The sequence below is a fragment of the Arthrobacter sp. KUASC02 genome, assembly GCF_059739395.1.
The window spans coordinates 3,043,143-3,057,682 of record NZ_AP046053.1; the positions used below are offsets into that span (position 1 = coordinate 3,043,143).

Consider the following 14,540-nt stretch of genomic DNA (forward strand, 5'->3'; position numbering starts at 1 on the left):
CTAGCCCGGACAACACAAAAGGGGCCTCCCGGCGGGAGGCCCCTTTTGTGTGTGCGAGGGTTACTCGACGACGAGCAGCAGGTCTCCGCCCTGGACCTGTTCCACGGCGCCGACCGCGAGGCGTCCAACGGTGCCCGCCACCGGCGTCGTGATGGAGGCCTCCATCTTCATGGCCTCGATCGTGGCAACGGTGTCGCCGGCATTGACGGCGTCGCCCACCTTGACCGTGAGCGTCACCGCTCCGGCGAACGGTGCGGCGACGTGCCCCGGCTGGCTGGCGTCGGCCTTTTCAGCTGCCTTGACATTGCTGACCACGGAACGGTCGCGGACCACCACTGGCCTGGACTGGCCGTTGAGCGTGCACATGACAGTGCGCATGCCCTTCTCGTCCGGCTCCGACACGGCTTCGAGGGAGGCGATCAGGCGGACGCCCTTCTCGAGCTCGATCTCGTGCTCCGCTCCGCGCTGGAGCCCGAAGAGGTAGTCGCGGGTGTCCAGGACGGACAGGTTGCCGTAGGTCTCCACGCTCTTCAGGTAGTCCTTGGTGGGGCCTTCGAAGAGCAGGCGGTTGAGGGTCTGCTGGCGGGTCTTGGAATCACTCTTCAGGGCGGCGCTGTCCTGTGCGCTGAGCTCGGCATCGCGCACCTTGATGCTCCGGCCCTGGAGGGCTTTGGTGCGGAACGGCTCCGGCCAGCCTCCGGGAGGATCACCCAGTTCGCCGGACAGGAACCCGATGACGGAATCGGGGATGTCGTAGCTCTGCGGGTTTTCGTTGAAGTCCGCGGGATCGGCATTGAGGCCGACGAGGTGCAGGGCCAGGTCGCCCACCACCTTCGAGGACGGAGTGACCTTCACAAGGCGGCCCAGGATGCGGTCTGCCGCCGTGTACATGTCTTCGATGGCTTCGAAGCGTTCGCCGAGGCCCAGGGCCATGGCCTGCTGACGCAGGTTGGAGAGCTGGCCGCCCGGAATCTCGTGCTGGTAGACCCGGCCGGTGGGACCCGGCAGGCCCGACTCGAACGGAGCGTACACCCGCCGCACTGCCTCCCAGTAGGGTTCCAGCGAGCTGACCTCGGCCAGGCCCAGGCCGGTATCGCGGGGCGTGTGGGCCAGGGCGGCAACCAGGGCGGATGCCGAGGGCTGGCTGGTGGTTCCGGCCAGTGACGCCGAAGCGACGTCCACCGCATCCACCCCGGCATCCACTGCCGCCAGGAGCGTGGCCAGCTGGCCGCCTGCGGTGTCGTGTGTGTGCAGGTGGACCGGAAGGTCGAAGCGTTCACGCAGAGCCGCCACAAGCTTCGCAGCGGCCGCGGGACGCAACAGCCCCGCCATGTCCTTGATGGCGAGGATGTGGGCGCCGGCGTCGACGATCTTCTGCGCCAGCTCCAGGTAGTAGTCCAGCGTGTACAGCTTTTCGTCGGGGTTGAGCATGTCGCCGGTGTAGCAGAGGGCAACTTCAGCGACGGCGGTGCCGGTGGCGCGGACGGCGCGGATGGCCGGAGCCATCTGGTTGACGTCGTTGAGGGCGTCGAAGATCCGGAAGATGTCGATGCCGGTTGCCGCAGCCTCGTTGACGAATGCCTCGGTGACTTCCTCGGGGTACGGGGTGTAGCCCACGGTGTTGCGGCCCCGGAGCAGCATCTGCAAACAGATGTTGGGCAGTGCCTTGCGCAGCGCGGCAAGCCTGTCCCAGGGGTCCTCGCCGAGGAACCGCAGGGCGACGTCGTACGTGGCACCGCCCCAGGCTTCCACGGACAGCAGTTCGGGAAGCAGCGCGGATACGGCAGGGCCGGCTGCCACCAGGTCGCGGGTGCGGACCCGGGTGGCCAGCAGCGACTGGTGGGCGTCACGGAACGTGGTGTCGGTGACGGCGACGGCGTTCTGGTCGCGCAGTGCCTTGGCGAAGGCCTCGGGACCCAGCTCGAGCAGGCGCTGGCGTGAACCCTTGGGGGCGGGGGTGTCCCCCACTGCGGGGAGCTTGGCCGCAGGGTTCGAGTGGACCGTCAGTTCGCCGTTGGGCTTGTTGACGGTGACCTCTGCCAGCCAGGTCAGCAGCTTGGTGCCGCGGTCCGCCGAGACGCGGGCCTTGAGCAGCTCCGGGCGCTGGTCAATGAAGTTGGTGGCAACATCGCCGGCGATGAAGTCCGCGTCGTCCAGGACGGCCTGCAGGAAGGAGATGTTGGTGGATACGCCGCGGATGCGGAATTCCGCCAGGGCGCGCCGGGCCCGGGCGACGGCTGCGGGGTAGTCGCGGCCGCGGCAGGTCAGCTTGACCAGCATGGAGTCGAAGTGCGGGCTGATCTCGGCACCCGAGTAGACGGTGCCGCCGTCGAGCCGTACACCGGCGCCGCCGGCGGAACGGTAACCGGTGATCTTTCCGACGTCGGGGCGGAAGCCGTTGGCCGGATCCTCGGTGGTGATGCGGCACTGCAGTGCGGCGCCCTTGAGCTGGACGGTTTCCTGCGACAGGCCAAGGTCAGCGAGCGTTTCGCCGGACGCAATGCGCAGCTGCGCCTGGACCAGGTCCACGTCGGTGACTTCCTCGGTGACCGTGTGCTCCACCTGGATGCGCGGGTTCATCTCGATGAACACGTGCTGGCCGGCGCGTTCGCCGACGGTGTCCACGAGGAATTCCACCGTGCCTGCGTTGACGTAGTTGAGCGCCTTGGCGAACTTCACGGCATCCCGGTAGAGCGCCTGGCGGATGCCCTCATCCAGGTTCGGCGCCGGAGCGATTTCCACGACCTTCTGGTGGCGGCGCTGGATGGAACAGTCGCGCTCGAAGAGGTGCATGATGTTGCCCTCGGCATCGGCCAGGATCTGGACCTCGATGTGGCGGGGGCGGAGAACGGCCTGCTCCAGGAACATGGTGGGGTCGCCGAACGCGGCGTCAGCCTCGCGCATGGCAGCCTGCAGCGCTTCCGGGAGAGCCTCACGGGTGTCCACACGGCGCATGCCGCGGCCTCCACCGCCGGCAACGGCCTTGGCGAAAATGGGGAAGCCGATGACGTCTGCGGCGGCGATCAGCTCATCCAGGTCCTTGGAGGGCTGGCTCGACTTGAGGACGGGAACACCGGCGGCGCGTGCTGCTTCGAGGGCAGCCACCTTGTTTCCGGCCAGTTCAAGGACCTCGGCCGGCGGACCAACAAAGGTGATGCCGGCCTCTTTGGCGGCCCGGGCCAGACGCGGGTTTTCCGACAGGAAGCCGTACCCGGGGTAAATGGCGTCGGCGCCGGCCTCCTTGGCCACGCGAACCACTTCGTCCACATCGAGATACGCCCGGACAGGGTGGCCCTCTTCGCCGATCAGGTACGCTTCATCAGCCTTCTGGCGGTGGATGGAGTTACGGTCCTCATTGGGGAACACGGCGACAGTCTTGGCACCCAGCTCGTAGCCGGCACGGAAGGCGCGGATCGCGATTTCGCCGCGGTTAGCCACCAGAATCTTGGAAAACATACTTCTCCTGCATCATCGCGGGTGTATCGGTAAGTGGTCACAGTGTGTAAGACGGGCGCGGGGAAACACAAATCATTGTGTCGACCATCACAGAATTATCCGTCATGCAGGCCGGTTTAGGCAGGCCAATCCGGCAACCGGTGTCCTCCTGCGCGTGGGATGCGCCGCACAGCCGCCCGATGAAACGGGATTCGACACCTCGGCAACATATGATGAGTCGGGGGCGCTTACGCGCGCCCTCCGCTCCGGGGAGCCGGAGCCGGCACTACCCCAACACGGCAACCGGCGTTAGGTATTGGTTTTTCAAGTGCAAGTAGTCAGCATCAGCAGCCTCAAAGGCGGGGTCGGCAAAACTTCCGTCACCACCGGATTGGCATCTGCGGCCCTGGCCGCCGGCATCCCCACCCTTGTGGTGGACCTTGATCCGCACGCGGATGCCAGCACGGCACTGGGCGTCCAGCCGGATGACCAGCTGGACATCGGCAGGATGCTCAAGAGTCCCCGCCGCGCCCGCCTGTCGGAAAACGTCGTCACCAGCAGCTGGGTGGCCCGGGAAAACTATAACGGTGCCCGGCCCGCCGTCCTGGACGTCGCTGTGGGCTCCGCTTATACGGGTATCTACGATCGCCCGGATCTGGGCCGCCGGGACCTGCGCAGGCTTTCGGCAGTCCTCGCCGGCACGGACAAGTACCAGCTGATCCTGGTTGACTGCCCGCCGTCGCTGAACGGGCTCACCCGGATGGCGTGGTCCGCCAGCGACAAAGTGGCCCTCGTCGCCGAACCGGGCCTGTTCTCCGTGGCCGGCACGGAGCGCACCATGCGCGCCATCCAGCTGTTCCGCCAGGAGTTCGCCCCGAACCTCTCCCCCGCCGGCATTATTGCGAACCGCGTCCGCTCAGGTTCGTCCGAGCACGCCTTCCGGCTCACGGAGATGCAGTCGATGTTCGGTGAACTGTTGCTGACCCCGCACATTCCGGAGCAGGCAAACTGGCAGCAGATCCAGGGTGCGGCGCATTCCGTGCACCACTGGCCGGGGGATTCCGCAAAGAACGCGGCCAGCCTCTTCAACACGCTCCTCGACAACCTCCTGGCCTCCAACGGCGCGGATTCGGCCGCAGCCCTCCGGGAACGCAGCCTCCGCTAGCGGGTCAGCGGCGTCGAAGCACGCACGGCCTGAACACACGGCTGCATGAGAATGGCCGCCGTCCCGAGGGAAGGCGGCCATTCTTTTTGGCTTTGATCGTTAAGGTACGGATCGATACGGTACGGGCTCAGCCGGTCTTCCGGGCTGCCCGGCGCTTGCTGAGCTCGTCATCCGGAAAGGGCTGCTCGACGACGTGTTCGCTGGGAAGAGCCGCGAGGCTGCCTTCCACTTCGCGCCACACCCGGCCGACCGCGATCCCGAAGACGCCCTGGCCGCCCTGCACCAGATCTATGACCTCATCCGCGGACGTGCACTCGTAGACGCTCGCGCCGTCGCTCATAAGAGTGATCTGGGCGAGGTCCTCAACGCCGCGTTCCCGCAAGTGCTCCACGGCGGAACGGATCTGCTGCAGTGATACTCCGGTGTCCAGCAGCCGCTTGACCACTTTCAGCACCAGGATGTCGCGGAAACCGTAGAGCCGCTGCGAGCCGGAACCGGCGGCGCCCCGCACGGCAGGCTCAACGAGGCCCGTGCGTGCCCAGTAGTCGAGCTGGCGGTAGGTGATGCCCGCGGCCTTGCAGGCGGTGGGTCCGCGGTAGCCCGCGTCTTCGTCGAGGACGGGAAGGTCCTCCGTGAAGAGGAGGCCCTGGGCGCCGCTCGCAGGCAGGGCTACGCCAGCCGTTGACGCCTGCTTTAGCTCGCCCGCTTCGCCTTTCGGACTCACGTGGATCCTCCTCGTCGTATGCTCCCCTAGGGAAGTCGCAGCAACAGCGAACACAGATCTGAAATTCATCCGTGTAATTCAGCCGGGGCTGCACATTCCAGTGTGACTTGCGCGGCTGTTGTATGCAATGGGAACTTGATACTTCGACGTTAGGCCCGACGCGCCCCAAGGTCAAAGATGCTGGCCCCATTTCGGGGGCGTGTCGAAAGTTTCATCCTCAACTTTAACCTTAACGTGATCTCAGCCGTCGAAATCTTCCGGCTCCACGTCGTCCAGGAACTCCCGGAAGCGCCGCAGTTCGCGTTCCTCATCCACAGTGGGACCCGGCTCTGTGTCTTCGCCTTCATCGTGCTCGGTGATCCGGACCCCGGCCTCGTCCATCACCGAATCGGCGCACCAGATACGGCACTTGGCCCGCAGCGCCAGGGCAAGGGCGTCCGAAGCCCTGGAGCTGACGGTGGTGCCGTTTTCAAACTGCAGCTGTCCGTAGAAGATGTTGTCTTCGACGGCGACGATGTTCACGCTGACGATGGAGTGGCCCAGCGTTTCGACGACGTCGATCAGGAGGTCGTGCGTCATGGGCCGCGGCGGGACCACACCCTGCTGGGCCAGGGCGATGGCGCTGGCTTCCGGGGTGCCAATCCAGATGGGCACGTGCCGTTCGCCGTGGATTTCCCGCAGGAGCACCAGCGGCTGGTTGGACGGCAGTTCGATCCTCACACCCACGATCTCGACTTCAATCATCAGATATCCATTCGCGATATACGGTCCTGCACCAGGGCGCGGTGCAGCGTCAGGCAGAGATCACTTATTTCCCGGGCCGCTTCGGCGGCACGGGCGTGGGATGCAGCGTCCTTGCGGGAGGTCAGCGGCGCGACGGCCCGCTCCACCAGCCCGAACTCCCGCTCCGCGGCGGCCTGGAAGGGACGCAGGTGGCGAGGTTCGAGGCCGTGGCTTTCCAGCTGGACGCATGCGCGGGCCACCTGCAGGGCGTGTTCATCGAACTTGCCGTTGACGTGGCCGATGAGGCCGAATTCGAGGAGGGAGCGCAGCAGCGGCACGCTGGCTCCGGACTCGGCCCGAAGTTGATCCTCGCTCAGCCTGCGAACCTTGTTCTGGAGTTCGCTGGCGAGCTCGTCCGAGACGATTCGCGGGGAGACCGTGACGCCGGGCGGAAGGTTCTCGGGGCGTTCGCCGCGGTCGATGGCGTCGAGGTAGTCCTTGATGACCTTCAGCGGAAGGTACTGGTCGCGCTGGAGTGCCAGCACGAATCGGAGCCGCTCAACATCCGTGTCCGCATACTGCCGGTAGCCGGCGGGAGTGCGTTGCGGGTTGATCAGGCCTTTTTCCTCCAGGAACCTGATTTTGGACGCAGTCATCCCGGGAAAGTCGTCGCTCAGCTGCGCGAGTACTTCCCCGATGTTCAGGACCTGGGATCCGCGCCGTTCCGGTTGTGCCAGTGCCACAGGCAGCTACCCCGGGGATCAGACGTTGCCTGCTGCGCGGGCAGGGCTGAGGTAGAAAGTGAGACGGAACTTGCCAATCTGGACCTCATTACCGGACTTGAGTTCGACGCTGTCCACGCGGTCGTGATTGACGTAGGTTCCGTTGAGGCTGCCCGTATCAACCACTTCGAAGCTCCGCGCTGTCCGGCGGAATTCGACATGGCGGCGGGATACCGTGACGTCGTCCAGGAAGATGTCCGCGTCCGGGTGCCTGCCGGCGGTGGTGACGTCGGAGTCCAGCAGGAACCGTGCACCGGTGTTGGGGCCGCTGTGGGCCACCAGGAGTGCCGAACCGAACGGAAGGGCTTCAACGGCCACCCGCTCTTCCGGAGCGAGCTTGCGCGCGATGGTCGGCTCGTCACGGATTGGCGTGAGGTGGATCGAGGTGGTCTCCGAAGCTTTCACTCCGCCCGTGCCGTAATCATCACCGCTGTGGCTATTTTCGTGACCAACCATGGAGTCCTCCTTTTCCGTTGCAGATGTCCCCCTGCAAACAACGCGTGCCCTCCGGAAAAGCCTGGCAGATCCGGTACTACGGCGTGTCGTCCGGCTGTCAATCCCTCAACAGCCGGACCTCCAAGCCGGTTATCTTTAGCCTACCTGTTGTTCGTACTCCGATGCACTGAGCAGGGACTCCACTGCATCAGCCTCTGCGAGCTTGACCTCAATCAGCCAGCCTTCACCATAGGGATCGCTGTTAATGAGCGCCGAATCGGTGTCCAGGGCTTCGTTCCTGGCGACGACTTCGCCGCTGACCGGGGCGTAGATGTCACTGACGCTCTTGGTGGACTCAACCTCGCCCACGACCTCGTTTGCCGTCACCTTGGTGCCGACTTCAGGCATCTGCGCGTACACAACGTCGCCCAGTGCGTCCTGGGCAAAATCGGTGATGCCTACCCGCACCACGCCGTCGGCGTTGGGGGCGGTCACCCACTCGTGTTCGGCAGTGTAGGACAGGTCTTCGGGAATGTTGCTCATCAGGGGCCTTTCATCGGGTCAACCAGGAATGTTGGTCAATCAGCAATGTCAACGGAGGTCTGCAGAACAAGCCGCCGCTGAAAGTATATGCATACCAACATCCCCCGCAGGGAGTACCGTGTCGGACCCTTGTGGCACAGTAGTGACATGCCAGAACTTCCCGAAGTGGCCGGGCTGAGCGCTTTCCTGGGCGCCCGGCTTCGCGGAGCCGTGCTGACGAAAATCCAGGTGGTGTCGTTTGCAGTCCTCAAGACCGCAGACCCGCCGTATACGGCGATGGAGGGGCGCACCATCTCCGGCGTGCAGCGCCGTGGTAAGTTCATCATCCTGGAGGCAGACGGGATCTTCCTTGCGTTCCATCTGGCCAAGGCCGGCTGGCTGCGGTACACGGACTCGCCGTCGAACGCCGTGCTGGCGCGCGGCAAGGGATATATCGCGGCGAGGCTGGAGTTCGTCAGGCCGGACCCCGGCGGCGGCGAAACCCATCTCGGCATCGACCTGACCGAGGCAGGCACCAAAAAGAGCCTTGCCCTGTATGTGGTCAGGGATCCGGAAGCGATTCCCGGCATCGCCACCCTGGGCCCCGATCCGCTGGACGCCTCGTTCAGCCTGGACGTTTTCGCCGAGATTCTTGCCTCAAGCACCCAGCAGATTAAGGGACTGTTACGGAATCAGGGGGTGATCGCCGGGATCGGCAACGCGTACAGCGACGAAATCCTGCACGCGGCCCGGATCTCCCCCTTCGCCATCGCAAAGTCCCTGGACCCGGAGGCCGTCCGTGTCCTCTACGACTCCATCCACAGCGTTCTGGTCGCGGCCGTCACCGAGGCCGTGGGCAAGCCGCCGAACGAACTGAAGGACGCCAAGCGGAGTACCATGCGCGTCCACGGCCGGACGGGCCAGGAGTGCCCCGTCTGCGGGGACACGGTCCGGGAAGTGTCATTTGCCGACCGGGCGCTGCAGTACTGCGCCACCTGCCAGACCGGCGGCAAGATCCTTGCGGACCGGCGCACGTCACGCTTCCTGAAATAGCGGCCGGCAAAAACCCGGCGGCGAAACGGTCCGGGCCTGCACATAGAAAAACCGCCCCGTATCCGGGATATTTCCCGGATACGGAGCGGTTGTTCATGCTGGTCGGGCTGACAGGATTTGAACCTGCGACCCCTTGACCCCCAGTCAAGTGCGCTACCAAGCTGCGCTACAGCCCGTTAGTTCCGCCGTTCTCCGCCTCGGTTGTCCTCCTGGGTTACCCCGGGATTTTTACCTCAGCAGTCCGGCCGAACCACCTCCAAAAGCTTACACGATTCCGGAGGGTGCAAGTGACACTTTGCGGGTGTCACCGGCGAGGTGTGTCGTAATTAACGCTTCTTGCCGCGCTTTTCACGAACACGCATGTTGACCTCAATGGGCGTTCCCTCGAAACCGAAGGTTTCGCGGAGGCGCCTGGTGATGAACCGGCGGTATCCGGGGTCCAGGAACCCGGTGGTGAACAGCACAAATTTCGGCGGACGGCTGGAGGCCTGGGTGCCGAAGAGGATGCGGGGCTGCTTGCCGCCGCGAACCGGGTGCGGGTGCGCGGCCACCAGTTCTCCGAGGAACGCGTTCAGGCGTCCGGTGGGGATGCGCTTGTCCCAGCTTTCCAGTGCTGTGTCCAGCGCCGGAACCAGCCGGTCCTTGTGCCAGCCGGTCAGCGCGGAAATGTTGACGCGCGGCGCCCAGGCAACGTGCGCCAGGTCCTGCTCGATTTCACGCTCCAGGTAGGTGCGGCGTTCGTCGTCCAGCAGGTCCCATTTGTTGAACGCGAGAACCAGGGCGCGGCCGGATTCGATGGCCAGCTGCAGGATGCGGACATCCTGTTCGCTGAGCACTTCGTCCACCGCAAGGAGCACGACGGCGACCTCCGCCTTTTCGAGTGCGCTCTGCGTGCGCAGTGAGGCGTAGAAGTCTGCGCCCTGTGCCATGTGCTGGCGGCGGCGGATGCCCGCGGTATCGACGAAGCGCCAGGTGCGGCCGCCGAGTTCGATGAACTCATCGACCGGGTCGCGGGTGGTGCCGGCGGTGTTGTCCACGACAACGCGCTCGGAACCGGCCAGTTTGTTCAGCAGCGAGGACTTGCCCACGTTCGGACGCCCGATCAGGGCGATGCGGCGCGGGCCGCCGGAGCGCTCGAGGCCTTCGATCGTGGAGTACTCGGGCAGGGTGTCCATGACGTGGTCAAGGAGGTCGGCCACGCCGCGGCCGTGCAGCGCCGAGACCGGGTACGGCTCGCCGAAGCCAAGGCCCCAGAGCGTTGCCGAGTCGGCTTCCTGGGCGAAGTCATCCACTTTGTTGGCCACCATGATGACCGGTTTCTTGGACTTCCGGAGCATCTTCACGACTGCTTCGTCCGTGGCGGTGGCGCCCACGGCGGAGTCGACGACGAACAGCACGGCGTCCGCGAGTTCCACGGCCATCTCGGCCTGTTCCGCGACGCGTGCGTGGATGCCGCGTGCATCGTGTTCCCAGCCGCCGGTGTCCACCACCGTGAAGTTCCGGCCGTTCCAGGTGGCCGAGTACATCACACGGTCACGCGTGACACCGGGGGTGTCTTCCACCACGGCTTCGCGGCGGCCGAGGATGCGGTTCACCAGGGTGGACTTGCCCACGTTGGGCCGGCCGATGATCGCGAGGACCGGGTCGAGCTTGACCGGACCGTCGAAGTCCTCGTCGTCGTAGTGGCCGCTCAGGAGGGCGGCGTCATCCTCGTCCAGTTCGTAGTCGTCCAGGCCGGCCCGGAGGGAGGCGGCCCGAAGCTCTGCCTCGTCATCGTCCAGGGCAGCAAGATGCTCCGCCACCTGGTCCGTGCCGGTGGGCGTGTATTCGTCTTCGCCGGCGCCAAATTTGCCGGAGGCTTGAGTCGTATCGCTCATTGCACTTTCCTTAGTGGTGATCTGCCGGCGTCCCGGCTACTTCTTCATGACGTTCTTGCGGGGAATCCGCGCCGGGCAAAGGCTGCCCGCTGATTTGTATCGTTTGCTGGACATGCCGTGCCAGGGCAGCGCGGATCTCATTTCCCGCCCTGTCCATTGAAGCACGCCCTGTCTCGCCGGGCCTGCGCCCGATATCCACGGCCTCGCCGAAGCTGACGTGCAGCCGCCGGCCGGGCCGCGGAACGGCGTCGAGGTGTTCGCCGGCGATCCTGGTTCCCAGGATCGCGACGGGGACCACCGTCGCGCTGGAGTTCAGCGCAAGCCAGGCGACCCCGTTGTTGATGCTGGAGGCCTCGCCGCTCCCCCGCGTTCCTTCGGGGAGGATGCCGACGCACCGGCCGGCGTCGAGCGCTTTTTTGCTCAGCTGCAGGGCGGCGCGATCGCCGGAGCGGTCAACCGGCAGCTGGCCGGAGGCCGTGAGGACCCGTCCCAGGAAGCCCTTGAACATTTCCTTCTTGACCAGGATGTGCATGGGGCGCGGTGACGCGCCGAACATCACCGGTCCGTCCAGGAAACTGATGTGGTTCGCTGCGAAGATCACGGGACCTCCGGTTGGAACGTTCTGCCGGCCGTGGACAGTCGTCCGGTAGACGATGTGGTCCAGGAACCAGCCGACCGGCCGGCTCCAGGCCATGGTCCAGGCGCCCGGAAGGTCGCGACGGGCCGCCGGAAGGGTCAGCGGAGTCCGGCCGCCTGCGTCAGTCACGGTTCAACACCTTGTTGACTATTCCCAGGGCCGCGTCGACGGTGCCGTCGAAGTCCAGGTCCGAAGAGTCCAGGGTGACCACCCCGTCCGCCGCGGTGGTGAAGTTGACGACGGTCGAGTCCTTGGCGTCGCGCTGCGTGACCTGGGCGGCCAGCTGCTCTGCGCTCTGTGTTCCGCCCAGCTGGACGCCCCGGCGGCGGAGCCTGGCTTCCTCGCTGGCGGTCAGCAGCATGCGGACTTCGGCGCCGGGAGCGACGACGGTGGTAATGTCGCGTCCTTCCACCACGATGCGGCGGTGGTGGACCTCAATCAGCTCACGCTGCCGGCGCACCAGTTCCTTCCGCGCACCGAGGGTGGTGGCGATGGCACTGACGGCCGAGGAGATGGCCGGTTCCCGGATCGCCTCGGTGACGTCCGTGCCGCCGACACGGACGTATTCCTCGTTCGGGGTGGTGCTGACGTCCAGCGGCAGGTCCTCGGAGGCCTGCTCGATGGCCGCGGCGTCGGTCAGGTCGATGCCCTGGTCCAGGCAGTACCAGGTCAGCGCACGGTACATGGCACCGGTGTCCAGGTAGGCAAGGCGCAGCCGCCGTGCCACTTCCCTGCTGACGCTTGATTTTCCGGACCCCGACGGTCCGTCGATGGCGACGACCAGCGGCCTGCCCTGGCGAAGCATGGGCACGGTATCGATGAGTTCCTGTGTCATTACTGCAGTACCCGCCATCCACGGTCGTTGAGTGCTTCGATGAGCAGATCATGTTTGTTGGGCAAAACCGACAGTTCCACCATGCCCACATTCTGCCCGGAGGAATGATCCAGCCGCAGGTCTTCGAGGTTGACCCCGATTTCGCCGATCTCCGTCAGGAGGCGGGCGATCTGTCCCGGCTTGTCGTCCACCAGGACGGTCAGCCAGGAATAGGCCTGCGGAGGTCCGCCGTGCTTGCCCGGAATGCGGGACTGCCCGGCGTTGCCCTCGCTGATCAACTGCGCGAGGTCCAGGCGTGCGCCGGGGGCTGCCGGGTCCTCAAGGGTCCCGATCAGCCGGTTCAGGTCGTCACGCACGCCGTGCAGGATGTCCACCATCGGGCCCGCATTGGCGCCCAGGATCTGCACCCACAGCGTGGGATCGCTCGCCGCGATCCGGGTGACGTCGCGCAGGCCGTTTCCGGCCAGGGACAGCGCGTGCATGGGCGTGCCCTGCAGCCGGCTGGCCACCAGCGATGACATCACCTGGGGAAGGTGGGACACGAGCGCCACGGCCTGGTCATGTTCTTCGGCGCCGAACTGCGTGACCACGGCGCCCAGGTCGGTCGCCAGGGCGCGGGCGGCCTGCAGGGCACCGGGCGACGTTTCCCCGGAAGGGCACACCACCCACGGCATGGAGGTAAAAAGCTCACCGCGGGCCGCGACGGGGCCTGACTTTTCCCGGCCTGCCATGGGATGCGTTCCCACGTATCGGGCGAGGTCCACGCCGCGTCCCCGAAGGTCGGCCAGGATGCCGGCCTTGACGCTGGCGATGTCCACCACCGTTGCCGCGGGGTAGTCAGCCAGTGAGCTTTCCACCACGTCCGCCGTTACGTCCGGGGGCACGGCCACCACAACGAGTTCAGGCTGCTCGTCGCCAAGGCGCGACAACGGAAGGCCTGCCCCGATATCGACGGCGACAGCCTGGTTGGTGGGCGAAGGGTCGGACAGGAACACGGACACGCCGCGCCCCCGCAGTCCGAGACCGATGCTGGTTCCCAGCAGCCCGGTTCCGATAACCACTACCGGGCCGTTCAGGTGCCCGCGGCCGTGGGCGTGAAAGGCAGACATAAGCTACAGCCCTACGGATGCCAGCAGGTGGCCGACTTCCTGCTTGCCGAGGTTGCGGATGCTCCCCTGGCGCTGGTCTCCCAGGCCGATGGGGCCCACCTTGACGCGGACGAGCCGGAGTACCGGGAAGCCCACAGCGTCGAAGAGGCGGCGCACGATGCGGTTCTTGCCCGAGTGCAGCACAACCTCGATCAGCACGTGGCCCGGCGTGGAGTCCACCAGCTTGAACGAGTCCACCGAGGCGAACCCGTCCTCCAGTTCAACACCGGCCTTGAGCTGCGCGCCGATTCCCTGGGGGAAGGGGCCGCGGACCTGGACCAGGTACGTCTTGGGTACCTCGTAGGACGGGTGCGTCAGACGGTTGGCGAGTTCGCCGTCGTTCGTCAGCAGCAGCAGTCCTTCGGTGGCGACGTCGAGGCGTCCCACGTGGAAAAGGCGTTCGCCGTGCGTGTTGCGGACGAAGTCGCTGATGCACGGACGGCCGTCCGGGTCCTCCATGGTGGACACAACGCCCTTGGGCTTGTTAAACACCATGTAGACCATGTTTTCATCCAGCTGGATGCGGAGCCCGTCAACGTGGATCACTGCCGTTTTCGGGTCGACGCGGACGCCGAGCTCGGTGACCACCTTGCCGTCCACTTCAACGCGGCCTTCGGAGATCATTTCCTCGCAGACGCGCCGTGAAGCGACGCCGGCTGAGGCCATGACCTTCTGCAGGCGGATGCCGTCGGCGTCGTGCATTTCGGACTGCGGAACATCGCCGCGGGGTCCGCGCTTGCGCGAAGGCTTGCGGACGGGGCCGAGGTTCTGCCCGAACCGTTCGCCGCCGAAAGCGCGCGTACCGAAGGTTTTGGCTGACGCGGACCGCGGCTTGGGCTTGAGGGCGCCGGGCGTGCCGGGCTCCTTGCCGGCGCCGGGCTTCCGTGAACCGGGCTTCCGGGCGGCAGGTTTGCCCTGCTTCCAGTCAGCTGCTGCCGGGCGGTCTGCCGGTGCGCCGGCCGGACCCTGCAGGTCCGGATCGATGAAGGCCTCTTCGCGAGGCTTGGGGCGTTTGAAGGGGCGGTCGCCGCCTCCTTTGTAGCCGGCGGCGCCGCCTGCGCGGCTGGCACCGCCCTGTACCGGGCGTCCGGCTTTATTGTGTCCGGCGCTGTTGCGTCCCGAACTGTTACGTGGTGAACCCTGGCGTCCCGCCTGTGTCATGACCCGTCCTTCGTTATGGTGGCCGGCGATGGTTGTCTCCCGA

At 65.9% G+C, this 14,540-nt stretch carries 13 protein-coding genes and 1 tRNA gene; 2 read left to right on the forward strand and 12 right to left on the reverse strand.

Annotated features, from left to right (window positions below; all coding sequences use genetic code 11):
* Positions 1-60: 60 nt before the first annotated feature.
* On the reverse strand, positions 61-3,456 hold the full coding sequence (locus AC6JAC_RS14125; protein WP_497965131.1) for a pyruvate carboxylase: 3,396 nt from the start codon (positions 3,454-3,456) through the stop codon (positions 61-63).
* Positions 3,457-3,763: 307 nt separating this feature from the next.
* Here AC6JAC_RS14125 and AC6JAC_RS14130 point away from each other — a divergent pair, with 307 nt between their 5' ends.
* Positions 3,764-4,600 (forward strand): ParA family protein, encoded by an 837-nt coding sequence (locus AC6JAC_RS14130; protein WP_028271711.1) that lies wholly within the window; start codon positions 3,764-3,766, stop codon positions 4,598-4,600.
* A gap of 127 nt (positions 4,601-4,727) precedes the next feature.
* On the opposite strand, the gene AC6JAC_RS14135 is transcribed toward AC6JAC_RS14130, so the two are convergent.
* From AC6JAC_RS14135 to gcvH, 5 genes are all read right to left on the reverse strand, one after another.
* The gene (locus AC6JAC_RS14135; protein ID WP_497965133.1) at positions 4,728-5,324 is read right to left on the reverse strand and encodes a MerR family transcriptional regulator; all 597 of its coding nucleotides are present in this window, start codon (positions 5,322-5,324) and stop codon (positions 4,728-4,730) included.
* A 240-nt stretch (positions 5,325-5,564) separates the two neighbouring features.
* Positions 5,565-6,068: a bifunctional nuclease family protein gene (locus AC6JAC_RS14140; RefSeq protein WP_028271709.1), complete on the reverse strand. Its 504-nt coding sequence runs from the start codon at positions 6,066-6,068 to the stop codon at positions 5,565-5,567.
* Positions 6,068-6,784 carry a transcriptional regulator FtsR gene (gene ftsR, locus AC6JAC_RS14145; RefSeq protein WP_454699916.1) on the reverse strand — a complete coding sequence of 239 codons (717 nt, stop codon included), beginning with the start codon at positions 6,782-6,784 and terminating at the stop codon, positions 6,068-6,070. The genes AC6JAC_RS14140 and ftsR overlap by 1 nt, the downstream gene beginning before the upstream one ends.
* Positions 6,785-6,808: 24 nt before the next feature.
* Entirely contained in the window at positions 6,809-7,285 is a 477-nt protein-coding gene (locus AC6JAC_RS14150) for an FHA domain-containing protein (protein WP_028271707.1), read from the reverse strand.
* Between the two features lie 135 nt (positions 7,286-7,420).
* The gene (gene gcvH / locus AC6JAC_RS14155; protein ID WP_028271706.1) at positions 7,421-7,807 is read right to left on the reverse strand and encodes a glycine cleavage system protein GcvH; all 387 of its coding nucleotides are present in this window, start codon (positions 7,805-7,807) and stop codon (positions 7,421-7,423) included.
* A 147-nt stretch (positions 7,808-7,954) separates the two neighbouring features.
* Between gcvH and AC6JAC_RS14160 the strand changes: the two genes are divergently transcribed.
* Positions 7,955-8,839, forward strand: coding sequence for an Fpg/Nei family DNA glycosylase (locus AC6JAC_RS14160; RefSeq protein WP_497965136.1), 885 nt, complete (start codon positions 7,955-7,957; stop codon positions 8,837-8,839).
* 99 nt (positions 8,840-8,938) lie between these two features.
* On the opposite strand, the gene AC6JAC_RS14165 is transcribed toward AC6JAC_RS14160, so the two are convergent.
* The 6 genes from AC6JAC_RS14165 to AC6JAC_RS14190 all read right to left on the reverse strand — a co-directional run bounded on the left by AC6JAC_RS14165 (position 8,939) and on the right by AC6JAC_RS14190 (position 14,497).
* Positions 8,939-9,015, reverse strand: a tRNA-Pro gene (locus tag AC6JAC_RS14165).
* A gap of 150 nt (positions 9,016-9,165) precedes the next feature.
* Positions 9,166-10,716, reverse strand: coding sequence for a ribosome biogenesis GTPase Der (der, locus tag AC6JAC_RS14170; RefSeq protein WP_028271704.1), 1,551 nt, complete (start codon positions 10,714-10,716; stop codon positions 9,166-9,168).
* A gap of 10 nt (positions 10,717-10,726) precedes the next feature.
* Positions 10,727-11,410: a lysophospholipid acyltransferase family protein gene (locus AC6JAC_RS14175; protein ID WP_028271703.1), complete on the reverse strand. Its 684-nt coding sequence runs from the start codon at positions 11,408-11,410 to the stop codon at positions 10,727-10,729.
* 64 nt (positions 11,411-11,474) lie between these two features.
* Entirely contained in the window at positions 11,475-12,188 is a 714-nt protein-coding gene (cmk, locus tag AC6JAC_RS14180) for a (d)CMP kinase (protein WP_028271702.1), read from the reverse strand.
* Entirely contained in the window at positions 12,188-13,297 is a 1,110-nt protein-coding gene (locus AC6JAC_RS14185) for a prephenate dehydrogenase (RefSeq protein WP_028271701.1), read from the reverse strand. Before AC6JAC_RS14185 ends, cmk begins: the two co-directional genes overlap by 1 nt.
* A gap of 3 nt (positions 13,298-13,300) precedes the next feature.
* Complete coding sequence (locus AC6JAC_RS14190) at positions 13,301-14,497, reverse strand: pseudouridine synthase (RefSeq protein WP_028271700.1); 1,197 nt, start codon at positions 14,495-14,497, stop codon at positions 13,301-13,303.
* Between the last annotated feature and the right edge of the window lie 43 nt (positions 14,498-14,540).

Bases quoted from the DNA above. Each gene is read 5' to 3' on its own strand.
- AC6JAC_RS14185 (WP_028271701.1), bottom strand. From the start codon at position 13,297: ATGTCTGCCTTTCACGCCCACGGCCGCGGGCACCTGAACGGCCCGGTA.
- AC6JAC_RS14140 (WP_028271709.1), bottom strand. From the start codon at position 6,068: ATGATTGAAGTCGAGATCGTGGGTGTGAGGATCGAACTGCCGTCCAAC.
- gcvH (WP_028271706.1), bottom strand. From the start codon at position 7,807: ATGAGCAACATTCCCGAAGACCTGTCCTACACTGCCGAACACGAGTGG.
- AC6JAC_RS14150 (WP_028271707.1), bottom strand. From the start codon at position 7,285: ATGGTTGGTCACGAAAATAGCCACAGCGGTGATGATTACGGCACGGGC.
- AC6JAC_RS14175 (WP_028271703.1), bottom strand. From the start codon at position 11,410: ATGGCCTGGAGCCGGCCGGTCGGCTGGTTCCTGGACCACATCGTCTAC.
- AC6JAC_RS14160 (WP_497965136.1), top strand. From the start codon at position 7,955: ATGCCAGAACTTCCCGAAGTGGCCGGGCTGAGCGCTTTCCTGGGCGCC.
- AC6JAC_RS14190 (WP_028271700.1), bottom strand. From the start codon at position 14,497: ATGACACAGGCGGGACGCCAGGGTTCACCACGTAACAGTTCGGGACGC.
- cmk (WP_028271702.1), bottom strand. From the start codon at position 12,188: ATGACACAGGAACTCATCGATACCGTGCCCATGCTTCGCCAGGGCAGG.
- AC6JAC_RS14125 (WP_497965131.1), bottom strand. From the start codon at position 3,456: ATGTTTTCCAAGATTCTGGTGGCTAACCGCGGCGAAATCGCGATCCGC.
- der (WP_028271704.1), bottom strand. From the start codon at position 10,716: ATGAGCGATACGACTCAAGCCTCCGGCAAATTTGGCGCCGGCGAAGAC.